The sequence below is a fragment of the Citrobacter sp. RHBSTW-00944 genome, assembly GCF_013615435.1.
GTDB lineage: Bacteria > Pseudomonadota > Gammaproteobacteria > Enterobacterales > Enterobacteriaceae > Citrobacter > Citrobacter braakii.
In genome coordinates, this window is sequence record NZ_CP055418.1 from 4,704,541 (window position 1) to 4,716,815 (window position 12,275).

The following is a 12,275-nucleotide window of genomic DNA, read 5'->3' on the forward strand; positions in this document are numbered from 1 at the left end:
TAATAACAAGAGATAAATCGACAATATCAAATAGAGGGGTGACGATGGAAAACAATCTGTAAACAGAGAAATAGTTTCTAACCTGAAATATCCAAGGTGGATAAGATAATTCACATAAAATTTTTAAGTCGGCCACAAAATTCGGCTCTTTACATTAAGCAACTGAGTAACCTTATAAAAAGGGAGGTATTTTTCGGCTCAGCCAAAATACCGACGGATCCAGTCGCCACGCCTGTTGTGACTCTTTAAAGCAATTAATGTAATAGATGTTTAGATTTGTGACATAGTGCAAAATCAGACACACAAAAAGTCCGCTTAGCTTGCATAAAACACTAATCTGGCCGACCTTATATCTATTAATTACGAAGCGCAAAAAAAATCATTTTTCCCCATTTTCACACAGTGAAGTGACTAACTTATGTTGATTCCGTCTAAATTAAGTCGTCCGGTTCGACTCGACCATACGGTGGTTCGTGAGCGCCTGTTGGCTAAACTTTCCGGCGCGAACAATTTCAGGCTTGCCCTGAAAACAAGTCCTGCTGGTTATGGAAAAACGACGTTGGTTTCACAATGGGCAGCGGGGAAGAACGAATTAGGCTGGTACTCTCTGGATGAAGGCGATAATCAACAAGAGCGCTTTGCCAGCTATCTGATCGCCGCTATCCAGCAGGCAACCGGTGGACACTGCACCACCAGCGAAGCGATGGTGCAAAAGCGCCAATACGCCAGCCTGACGTCACTGTTTGCGCAGCTATTTATTGAACTGGCCGAGTGGCACCGCCCGCTCTACCTGGTAGTGGATGATTATCATCTCATTTCCAATCCGGCAATTCACGAAGCGATGCGTTTCTTCCTGCGTCATCAGCCTGAGAACCTCACGCTGGTCGTGCTGTCGCGCAACCTGCCACAGTTGGGTATTGCCAACCTGCGAGTACGCGATCAGTTGCTGGAGATAGGCAGCCAACAGCTGGCGTTTAACCACCAGGAAGCCAAACAATTTTTCGATCGACGTTTGTCCTCACCTATCGAAGCGGCAGAAAGCAGCCGGATGTGCGATGACGTTGCTGGCTGGGCCACGGCGTTACAGCTGATTGCCCTCTCCGCCCGCCAGAACAACCACTCTGCACACCAGTCCGCACGCCGCCTCGCCGGGATCAACGCCAGCCATCTGTCCGATTATCTGGTTGATGAAGTGCTGGACAGCGTCGACCTCGGCACCCGTCACTTCCTGCTGAAAAGCGCCATTCTGCGCTCAATGAACGACGCACTAATCGTCCGGGTCACCGGGGAAGAAAACGGCCAGATGCGGCTGGAGGAGATTGAGCGCCAGGGATTATTCTTGCAGCGGATGGATGACGTCGGTGAGTGGTTCAGCTACCACCCGCTGTTTGGCAGCTTTTTACGCCAGCGCTGTCAGTGGGAGCTGGCAAGCGAACTGCCCGAAATACACCGCGCCGCCGCTGAAAGCTGGATGGCGCAAGGCTTCCCCAGCGAAGCTATCCACCACGCGCTGGCGGCCGGCGACGCCCATATGCTGCGCGATATCCTGCTTAACCATGCGTGGGGACTGTTTAACCACAGCGAACTGACATTACTGGAAGAGTCGCTGAAAGCCCTGCCGTGGGAAAGTCTGCTGGAAAATCCGCGTCTGGTTCTGCTGCAAGCCTGGCTGATGCAAAGCCAGCACCGCTACGGCGAGGTTAATACCCTGCTGGCGCGCGCTGAGCAGGAAATGAAAGGCGACATGGAACCGACACTGCACGCCGAATTTAACGCCCTGCGTGCGCAGGTCGCAATTAACGACGGAAATCCTGACGAAGCCGAGCGCCTGGCAAAGCTGGCGCTGGATGAGTTACCCATCGCCTGGTTCTATAGCCGTATCGTCGCCACCTCGGTACACGGTGAAGTCCTGCACTGCAAGGGCGATCTCACGCGTTCTCTGGCGTTGATGCAGCAAACCGAGCAAATGGCGCGCCACCATGACGTCTGGCATTACGCGCTGTGGAGTTTAATCCAGCAAAGCGAAATTTTGTTTGCCCAGGGCTTTTTACAGGCCGCCTGGGAGACCCAGGAAAAAGCGTTTCAGCTGATCAAAGAGCAGCATCTGGAACAGCTGCCGATGCACGAGTTCCTGGTGCGTATTCGCGCGCAACTGCTGTGGGCATGGGCGCGCCTGGACGAATCGGAAGCGTCTGCCCGCGCGGGTATTGAACTGCTTTCCACATTCCAGCCGCAGCAACAGCTACAGTGCCTGGCGCTGCTGATTCAATGTTCGCTGGCCCGGGGGGATCTGGACAATGCGCGTAGCCTGCTCAACCGCCTGGAAAACCTGCTGGGTAACGGCCACTATCACAGTGACTGGATCTCTAACGCCGATAAGGTACGGGTGATTTACTGGCAAATGGTGGGCGACAAAAATTCGGCCGCCAACTGGCTGCGCCACACGCCGAAACCGGAATTCGCCAATAACCACTTTCTGCAAAGCCAGTGGCGCAACATCGCCCGCGCGCAGATCCTGCTGGGCGAGTTTGAACCGGCTGAGATTGTGCTGGAAGAGTTGAATGAAAATGCGCGCAATCTGCGCCTGATGAGCGATCTGAACCGTAACCTGCTGCTGCTTAATCAGCTCTACTGGCAGGCAGGGCGCAAAAATGACGCACAGCGCGTGTTACTCGACGCGCTGCAGCTGGCGAACCGCACTGGATTTATCAGTCACTTTGTCATTGAAGGTGAGGCCATGGCGCAGCAACTGCGTCAGCTGATTCAGCTCAATACCTTACCGGAACTCGATCAGCACCGCGCCCAGCGCATTTTGCGTGAGATTAACCAGCATCACCGCCATAAATTCGCCCACTTCGATGAAGGATTCGTTGAGCGTCTGCTTACTCACCCGGAAGTACCGGAGCTTATCCGCACCAGCCCGCTGACCCAGCGCGAATGGCAGGTTCTGGGGCTGATTTATTCGGGCTACAGCAACGAGCAGATCGCCGGAGAATTGGCCGTCGCGGCAACGACCATCAAGACGCACATCCGCAATTTGTATCAAAAGCTCGGCGTCGCACACCGCCAGGATGCGGTGCAACATGCGCAGAAACTGCTGAAAATGATGGGGTATGGGGTTTAGTTAATGCCTGATACGCTACGCTTATCAGGCCTGGAATTAACTTAGCACAGCTCTAACTGAATATGATGGTCCGCAATAACCTGCATCACGCCAGCTGGCGGCAGCGTGTCGGTATACACCGCATCCACCATGCTGATACTGCCCATATTCACCATCGCGTTACGCCCAAACTTCGAGTGATCCACCACCAGCATCACATGCCGTGAATTCTCAATAATCGCGCGCTTGGTGCGAACTTCGTGATAATCAAACTCCAGCAGGGAGCCATCGCTATCGATACCGCTAATCCCTAAGATGCCGAAGTCCAGGCGGAACTGAGAAATAAAGTCGAGGGTCGCTTCGCCCATAATACCGCCGTCGCGGCTACGCAGTTCGCCACCGGCGAGTATGATGCGGAAATCCTCTTTCGCCATCAGCGTATTCGCCACATTGAGGTTGTTGGTCACAATGCGTAAATTGCTGTGATTGAGCAGCGCGTGAGCTACCGCTTCCGGCGTAGTGCCGATATCAATGAACAACGTAGAACCGTTCGGGATCTGCGTGGCAACTTTGCGGGCAATGCGCTCTTTTTCCGCCGTCTGTGTCGCTTTACGGTCATGCCACGGGGTGTTGACCGAGCTGGAGGGCAGCGCCGCGCCACCGTGATGGCGCAAAATCATGTTCTGATCGGCCAGATCGTTAAGATCGCGGCGAATCGTCTGCGGGCTGACGGAGAAATGCTCCACCAGCTCCTCAGTACTGACGTATCCCTGTTTCTTTACCAGCTCGATGATCGCGTCATGTCGTTGTGTTTGCTTCATTATTGTTCCCTGAAATTACGTTCGTTTTCGTACATTCATAGTATCGGCAAACGCCATTGCCAGACCCACGGCCAGCCCGGCGATATGTGCGCCGTTCGCCATCGACATGCCGAACACATCAAACCAGCCGGCAACAATCCAGATCAAAGCAAAGATAATCAAACCACGCTGCAGGAAAATACCACTTTGTGGATCGCGCTCGCCACGCAACCACACATAACCCATCAGCGCATATACCACGCCAGACAGCCCACCAAACCACGGGCCGCTAAATTTCTGCTGAACGTAGCCGCTTAGCAGGGCGCTGATCACGGTAATTACAATCAGTTTTCCGCTGCCCAGACGCTTTTCTACCGCACCGCCGAGATACCACCACCACAGCAGGTTGAACAGAATATGCATCAGCGAGAAGTGCATAAAAGCGTGGGTGAAATAACGCCAGAATTCAAATTTCAGCGAAGGGTCAAACGGCCATGCCAGCCAGAGCATCACAGTCTGGTCGCCCAGCGTGTTCATCGCGATAAACACCAGCACACACGCGGCCATCACCACCCAGGTTACCGGGCCTGCGCGTTCGCGCAATGTTGCCAGGAACGGATAACGCTGGTAGCGCAGACCGCTGTCGGTATGACCCGACTGCCAGCTTGCCGCGAGGTAACGCGGATCGCCTGGATTCTCCAGAAATCGCGCCAGCTCAGCATGCACGCGCTCAGCCTGGGACTCATCCGCCAGCCAGACATCCGTTTGCTGATGTTGTTGAATCGTCAGGATAACGCCCTGTGTCGCCATATAATCAACAAATGCCTGCGCCACGCGGGGGTTAGCAAAAGAGGTAATCATCAACATGTTTGCTGTCGCTTATTCCACACAAAAGAGGACAGTATATATACCCTTCTTACTTCGAGCTGCATCTTTGTTGGCTTTCCTCACTCACTCCGGTCACGTACTGTTCGTACGCTCCCGGAGATTCGCTGCGTCGCCGTCGCGATGCAACTCGAATTAATTTGGGTATAGTCTTACGAACCGTATGCCACTTCTGCCGGAAAATGTCGATGCCAGGCGTCGAAGCCGCCGTCAACACTGTAAACCACGTCATAGCCCTGCTGAAGAAGATATTGCGCCGCGCCTTTACTGCTGTTGCCGTGATAACACATTACTAACACGGCGGTGTCGAAATCATGCTCGCGCATAAATGACCCCAGCGTGTCGTTCGTCAGATGAAACGCCTGTGGGGCGTGACCCATCGCATAGCTTTGCGGGTCGCGGATATCCACTAACACCGCGGCCCCCTGGTGCAGCTTCTGATGCGCTTCTTCGACATTAATACATTCAAACTGATCCATTGCTCTCTCTTCTTTATATTGCAGGTGACGCTTTTCAGACATGTTACTTCTTAGTGTACGTCCCGACGGCAGTTAAACGCCATAATGTTATATGTATCACTGTAAATTGTTTATCCGATGTTACCAATGGCGCGATTCTTTGCTATTATGCTCGATAACGAACATTAATGAGCTATAACGAAAGTGCGAGAGGCCAGCATGGAAACCAAAGATCTGATTGTGATAGGTGGAGGCATTAACGGTGCCGGTATCGCGGCAGATGCCGCTGGACGCGGTTTATCCGTGCTGATGCTGGAAGCGCAGGATTTAGCCTGCGCCACCTCTTCCGCTAGCTCCAAACTCATCCACGGTGGCCTGCGCTACCTGGAACACTACGAATTTCGCCTGGTGAGCGAAGCGCTGGCCGAACGTGAGGTGTTGTTGAAAATGGCACCGCATATCGCCTTCCCGATGCGCTTTCGTCTGCCCCATCGCCCGCACCTGCGTCCAGCGTGGATGATCCGCATTGGTCTGTTTATGTACGATCATCTGGGCAAACGCACCAGTTTGCCGAGTTCGACCGGTTTGCGTTTTGGCGCAGATTCCGTAATGAAATCTGAGATTGTGCGCGGTTTCGAATATTCTGACTGCTGGGTAGACGATGCGCGACTGGTTTTGGCAAACGCCCAAATGGTCGTACGCAAAGGCGGAGAGGTGTTAACCCGCACTCGCGCTACCTCCGCTCGCCGTGAAAACGGTTTGTGGATTGTTGAAGCTGAAGATATCGATACCGGTAAAAAGCACACCTGGCAGGCGCGTGGTCTGGTCAATGCCACCGGCCCATGGGTGAAAGAGTTCTTCGACGACGGCATGCATCTGCCATCGCCGTACGGTATTCGTCTGATTAAAGGCAGCCACATCGTAGTGCCGCGCGTCCATACCCAGAAGCAAGCTTATATTCTGCAAAACGAAGATAAACGTATTGTGTTTGTCATCCCATGGATGGACGAATTCTCGATCATCGGGACGACTGACGTCGAATACAAAGGCGACCCGAAAGCGGTAAAAATTGATGAGAGTGAAATCAATTACCTGCTGAAGGTCTACAACGCGCACTTTAAGAAACAGCTGGGCCGTGACGATATCGTCTGGACCTACTCGGGCGTACGTCCGCTGTGCGATGACGAGTCCGACTCGCCGCAGGCTATCACCCGTGATTACACGTTGGATATCCACGATGAAAACGGCAAAGCGCCGCTGCTGTCGGTCTTTGGCGGTAAGCTGACGACCTACCGTAAGCTGGCAGAACACGCGATGGAAAAACTGGCGTCGTACTATCAGGGAATCGGTCCGGCGTGGACAAAAGAGTGCATTCTGCCAGGCGGTGACATCGGCGGCGATCGTGAAGATTACGCGGCCAAACTGCGCCGTCGCTACCCGTTCCTGACCGAGTCGCTGGCGCGCCATTATTCGCGCACCTACGGCAGTAACACCGAATGGATTATCGGGGAAGCCACCTCGCTTGCCGAGTTAGGTGAAGACTTCGGCCATGAGTTCTATGAGGCCGAGCTGAAATATCTGGTCGATCACGAATGGGTGCGCCGTGCGGAAGATGCACTGTGGCGTCGCACGAAAGAAGGTATGTGGCTGAACGCTGAACAGCAGTCGCGCATGACCCAGTGGCTGGCGGAGTACATTGAGAAACAGCAGCTGTCGCTGGCGTCTTAAGACACTCGATATAAAACTGTAGGCCCGGTAAGCGTCAGCGCTACCGGGCCTTTTGCCGGATGGCGGCTAACGCCTTACCCGGCCGACAGATCGTCCTGCCCTTGTTACAACCGCACCGAGTCGATATGCCAGATGTTTTCGGCGTACTCTTTGATCGTCCTGTCCGACGAGAAGTAGCCCATGTTGGCGATATTAATCATCGACTTGGTGGTCCACTCTTCCGGGTGGCGATACAGTTCGTCAACCTTATCCTGGCAGTCAACGTAGCTGCGATAATCCGCCAGAACCTGATAGTGGTCGCCAAAGTTGATCAGCGAGTCAACCAGGTCACGATAGCGCCCCGGCTCCTCAGGGCTGAATACACCGCTGCCAATCTGCGTCAGCACCTGGTGCAGCTCTTCGTCTTTCTCGTAATACTCACGCGGCTTGTAGCCCTGGCTGCGTAAGGCTTCGACCTCTTCCGCCGTATTACCAAAGATAAAGATATTTTCTGCGCCCACATGCTCCAGCATCTCGACGTTGGCACCGTCCAGCGTCCCAATGGTCAGCGCGCCGTTGAGGGCAAACTTCATATTACTGGTACCAGAGGCTTCGGTCCCGGCCAGCGAAATCTGCTCAGACAGGTCGGCAGCAGGAATAATCACCTGCGCCAGGCTGACGCTGTAGTTAGGAATAAACACCACTTTCAGCTTGTCACCAATTTGCGGATCGTTGTTGATCACTTTCGCGACGTCGTTGATCAGGTGAATGATGTGCTTCGCCATATAATAGGCCGAAGCCGCTTTACCGGCGAAGATATTCACGCGCGGCACCCACTCGGCGTCAGGATCGGCCTTAATGCGGTTGTAGCGGGTGATCACATGCAGCACGTTCATCAACTGGCGTTTGTACTCGTGAATACGCTTGATCTGCACATCAAACAACGATTTCGGGTTCACCACCACGTTAAGCTGCTGGGCAATGAGCGTTGCCAGACGCTTTTTATTCTCCAGCTTCGCACGGCGCACCGCCTGATTTACTAGCGGGTAATCGCAGTGCTGTTCAAGCTCGCTTAGCTGGCTGAGATCGGTTCGCCAGGTGCGACCAATATTCTCATCCAGTACCTCAGAGAGCGATGGGTTAGCCAGCGCCAGCCAGCGGCGCGGCGTCACGCCGTTGGTGACGTTACAGAAACGAGTCGGGAAAATCTTCGCAAAGTCAGCAAACAACGACTGCACCATCAGGTTGGAGTGCAGCTCAGAAACGCCGTTAACCTTGTGGCTCACCACCACTGCGAGCCATGCCATACGCACCCGGCGGCCATTGGATTCATCGATAATCGACGTCCGTCCCAGCAGACTGGTATCGTTCGGATACTGTTCCTGCAACGTCTTAAGAAAGTAGTCGTTAATCTCAAAGATGATTTGCAGATGGCGCGGCAGAATTTTGCCCAGCATATCGACAGGCCAGGTCTCCAGCGCTTCGCTCATCAAGGTGTGGTTGGTATACGAGAAGACCTGGCAGCAGACCTCAAACGCATTATCCCAACTGAATTTGTGCTCATCGATCAGCAGACGCATCAGCTCAGGAATCGACAGTACCGGATGGGTGTCGTTGAGGTGAATGGCGATCTTATCCGCCAGGTTGTCGTAGGTTTTGTGCAGTTGATAATGACGGTTCAGGATGTCCTGCACCGTGGAGGAGACCAGAAAATACTCCTGGCGCAAACGCAGCTCGCGTCCTGAATAGGTGGAGTCATCCGGATACAGCACACGGGAGACGTTCTCGGAGTGGTTTTTATCTTCCACCGCCGCAAAGTAGTCGCCCTGGTTAAATTTACCGAGGTTGATTTCACTACTGGCCTGGGCATTCCACAAGCGAAGCGTATTGGTGGCGTCTGTGTCATAACCGGGAATAATTTGGTCGTAGGCTACCGCGAGGATCTCTTCAGTTTCTATCCAGCGCGTTTTCTTGCCTTCCTGCTGAATACGCCCGCCAAAGCGCACTTTGTAGCGCGTATTGTGGCGTTTGAATTCCCACGGGTTACCGTATTCCAGCCAGTAGTCCGGTGACTCTTTCTGTCGGCCATCAACAATGTTCTGTTTGAACATGCCGTAGTCATAACGAATACCGTAGCCGCGTCCCGGCAGACCCAACGTTGCCAGTGAGTCCAGGAAGCAGGCCGCCAGGCGCCCGAGGCCACCGTTGCCAAGACCAGGGTCGTTTTCTTCATCGATCAGATCTTCAAGATCCAACCCCATACCTTCCAGCGCATTTTTGACATCGTCATAAATACCCAACGATAACAGTGCATTGGAAAGTGTGCGGCCAATCAGAAACTCCATTGACAGATAATAAACCTGTCGAGTTTCCTGGGATAATTGCGCACGGTTAGAACGCAGCCAGCGCTCCACGAGACGATCGCGCACCGCGAACAACGTGGCGTTCAGCCACTCATGTTTATTGGCAATGACCGGGTCTTTACCAATCGTGAACATCAGCTTGTAGGCGATAGAATGCTTAAGTGCCTCTACGCTGAGTGTGGGCGATGCATAAGTAAATGGAGCATTCATATAGGTGATTCCTGGATATCTATTTCAAACGATAGTAAAGCTCACGGTATGACTTCGCCGCGACTTGCCAGCTAAAATCCATGGTCATGGCCTGACGTTGTACAAACCGCCACAACGAAGGCCGGGACCACAATACGAAAGCACGCCGAATCGCGCGTAGCAGCGACCAGGCATTACTATCTTCAAATACAAACCCACTGGCGATACCATCCGCCAGGTTTTCCAGCGAACTGTCAGAGACCGTATCAGCCAGCCCACCGGTGCGCCGCACCAGCGGCAGCGTGCCGTACTTCAGTCCATACAACTGCGTTAAGCCACACGGCTCAAAACGGCTGGGAACCAATATAACGTCGGCCCCACCCATGATGCGGTGCGAGAAGGCTTCGTGATAGCCAATCTGTACGCCCACCTGTCCCGGATGTTCCGCCGCCGCGGCGAGGAAACCTTCCTGTAAAACCGGATCGCCCGCGCCGAGCAATGCCAGTTGTCCACCCTGCTCTAACAACCCCGGTAGCGCTTCCAGTACCAGATCCAGCCCTTTCTGACTGGTCAGGCGGCTGACTACGGCAAATAACGGCACTTTGTCGTTAACCTTAAGTCCCATCGCGATCTGTAGCTGGCGTTTGTTCTCCGCCTTCTCTTCCAGCGTTTCACGCGTATACCGCGACGCCAGCAGCAGATCGGTTTCCGGGCTCCAGATTTTTTCATCAACGCCGTTCAGCACACCGGAAAGACGTCCTTCACGATGACGCTGCTGCAACAGACCTTCCATGCCGTAGGCAAACTGCGGCTCGGTAATTTCCCGCGCGTAGGTCGGACTGACCGCCGTAATGTGGTCGGCGTAGTACAACCCGGCCTTCAGGAAAGAAATCTGCCCGTTAAACTCCAGTCCGTGCACGTTAAAGAACGACCATGGCAATTGGATGTCATCCATATGCTTTGCATAAAACATGCCTTGATACGCCAGGTTGTGCACGGTGAACACCGATTTCGCCGGATGGCCGCGCGCCGCCAGATACGCCGGGGCCAGACCGGCATGCCAGTCGTGCGCATGCACTACATCCGGGCGCCAGAATGGGTCAAAGCCACAGGCCATTTCACTGCCGACCCAACCCAGCAGCGCAAAACGCAGCACGTTATCGGTATACGCAAACAGGTTAGTGTCGTGATACGGGCTACCGGGACGGTCATAGAGATGCGGCGCGTCAATCAGGTAAATGCCCACACCGTTGAAATGCCCGAACAGCAGCGTAATACGTCCGGCGAAGGTATCGCGACGCGTCACTACCTGCGCATCGGGAATGCCGCGACGGATATCAGGAAACGCCGGGAGCAGCACGCGGGCATCCACACCGTCCGCGATTTGCGCTGCGGGTAACGCCCCAATAACATCCGCCAGTCCCCCGGTTTTTAACAAAGGGAACATCTCTGAACAAACGTGTAAAACCTGCATTATCGCTCCTGTTTGATCTGCAGTTTGCGCAGCATTTCACGCGTGACCAGTACAATACCTTCCTCTGAACGGTAGAAACGACGAGCATCTTCTTCCGCGTTTTCACCAATCACCATGCCTTCAGGAATAACGCAGGCGCGGTCGATAATGCAACGACGTAAGCGGCACGAACGTCCCACCCACACTTCAGGTAACAACACTGCCGAATCAATGTTACAGAATGAATTCACCCGCACTCGCGGGAACAGAACGGACTGCACTACCACCGAACCAGAAATAATACAGCCGCCGGAGACCAGCGAGTTCAGCGTCATTCCGTGGCTACCGGAACGGTCCTGAACAAATTTCGCCGGCGGCAGTGATTCCATATGCGTACGGATTGGCCAGTCCTGGTCGTACATATCCAGTTCAGGTGTCACCGAAGCCAGATCGAGGTTTGCTTTCCAGTAGGCTTCCAGCGTTCCCACATCGCGCCAGTACGGCTCGGATTCCGGGTCAGACTGTACGCAGGACAATGGGAATGGATGTGCATATGCCATGCCAGCTTCGGTGATTTTCGGGATGATGTCTTTGCCAAAATCGTGACTGGATTTTTCATCGAGATCATCTTCCGCCAGCAGTTCATACAGATAATCGGCGTCGAAGATGTAGATCCCCATACTGGCAAGCGATTTGGTCGGATCATTAGGCATCGCTGGCGGGTTGGCGGGTTTTTCAACGAATTCGATAATTTTATCGGTGTCGTCCACGTCCATTACGCCAAACGCGCTGGCCTCTTCAATAGGCACAGGCATACAGGCCACTGTGCAACGCGCGCCTTTCTCAACGTGGTCGATCAGCATGCGTGAGTAGTCCTGCTTATAAATATGATCGCCCGCGAGGATCACCACATATTCCGCTTTATAGCGTCGAATGATGTCCAGGTTTTGGGTCACCGCATCCGCAGTACCGCGATACCAGTTTTCACCCTGCATCCTCTGCTGGGCAGGCAGCAGATCGACGAATTCGTTCATCTCTTCGCTAAAGAACGACCAGCCGCGCTGAATATGCTGCACCAGCGTGTGTGACTGGTACTGAGTGATCACGCCGATACGGCGGATCCCGGAATTAAGACAGTTGGATAAGGCAAAATCGATAATGCGGAACTTACCGCCAAAGTGCACGGCAGGCTTGGCACGCTTATTGGTTAAATCTTTCAGGCGAGTACCGCGGCCACCGGCCAGGATCAGGGCAACAGATTTTAATGGCAGCTGGCGCGCCAACATTACACGATCGTTCTTCTCTAAACTTACCATG

8 protein-coding genes are annotated in these 12,275 nt (G+C 53.8%); 2 read left to right on the top strand and 6 right to left on the bottom strand.

The annotated features are described in order from the left end of the window. Positions 1 to 418 precede the first annotated feature (418 nt). Positions 419 to 3,124: an HTH-type transcriptional regulator MalT gene (gene malT / locus HV334_RS22905; protein WP_181220933.1), complete on the top strand. Its 2,706-nt coding sequence runs from the start codon at positions 419 to 421 to the stop codon at positions 3,122 to 3,124. 41 nt (positions 3,125 to 3,165) lie between these two features. Here the strand turns inward: malT and HV334_RS22910 are convergent, their stop codons facing one another. The 3 genes from HV334_RS22910 to glpE form a co-directional block, all read right to left on the bottom strand. Further along, complete coding sequence (locus HV334_RS22910; RefSeq protein WP_003023499.1) at positions 3,166 to 3,924, bottom strand: DeoR/GlpR family transcriptional regulator; 759 nt, start codon at positions 3,922 to 3,924, stop codon at positions 3,166 to 3,168. Between the two features lie 15 nt (positions 3,925 to 3,939). Then, complete coding sequence (gene glpG, locus HV334_RS22915) at positions 3,940 to 4,770, bottom strand: rhomboid family intramembrane serine protease GlpG (RefSeq protein ID WP_016154811.1); 831 nt, start codon at positions 4,768 to 4,770, stop codon at positions 3,940 to 3,942. Positions 4,771 to 4,940: 170 nt separating this feature from the next. Continuing rightward, positions 4,941 to 5,267, bottom strand: coding sequence for a thiosulfate sulfurtransferase GlpE (gene glpE / locus HV334_RS22920; RefSeq protein ID WP_049040656.1), 327 nt, complete (start codon positions 5,265 to 5,267; stop codon positions 4,941 to 4,943). 198 nt (positions 5,268 to 5,465) lie between these two features. Between glpE and glpD the strand changes: the two genes are divergently transcribed. Then, positions 5,466 to 6,974 (top strand): glycerol-3-phosphate dehydrogenase, encoded by a 1,509-nt coding sequence (gene glpD / locus HV334_RS22925; RefSeq protein WP_181220934.1) that lies wholly within the window; start codon positions 5,466 to 5,468, stop codon positions 6,972 to 6,974. Between the two features lie 104 nt (positions 6,975 to 7,078). On the opposite strand, the gene glgP is transcribed toward glpD, so the two are convergent. From glgP to glgC, 3 genes are read right to left on the bottom strand one after another with little or no spacing between them, the layout of a single operon-like run. Beyond that, positions 7,079 to 9,526, bottom strand: coding sequence for a glycogen phosphorylase (gene glgP, locus HV334_RS22930; RefSeq protein WP_016154813.1), 2,448 nt, complete (start codon positions 9,524 to 9,526; stop codon positions 7,079 to 7,081). 19 nt (positions 9,527 to 9,545) lie between these two features. Continuing rightward, complete coding sequence (glgA, locus tag HV334_RS22935; protein ID WP_016154814.1) at positions 9,546 to 10,979, bottom strand: glycogen synthase GlgA; 1,434 nt, start codon at positions 10,977 to 10,979, stop codon at positions 9,546 to 9,548. Then, a complete protein-coding gene (gene glgC / locus HV334_RS22940) occupies positions 10,979 to 12,274 on the bottom strand; it encodes a glucose-1-phosphate adenylyltransferase (RefSeq protein WP_016154815.1) in 1,296 nt (431 codons plus the stop codon). Before glgC ends, glgA begins: the two co-directional genes overlap by 1 nt. Position 12,275 lies beyond the last annotated feature (1 nt).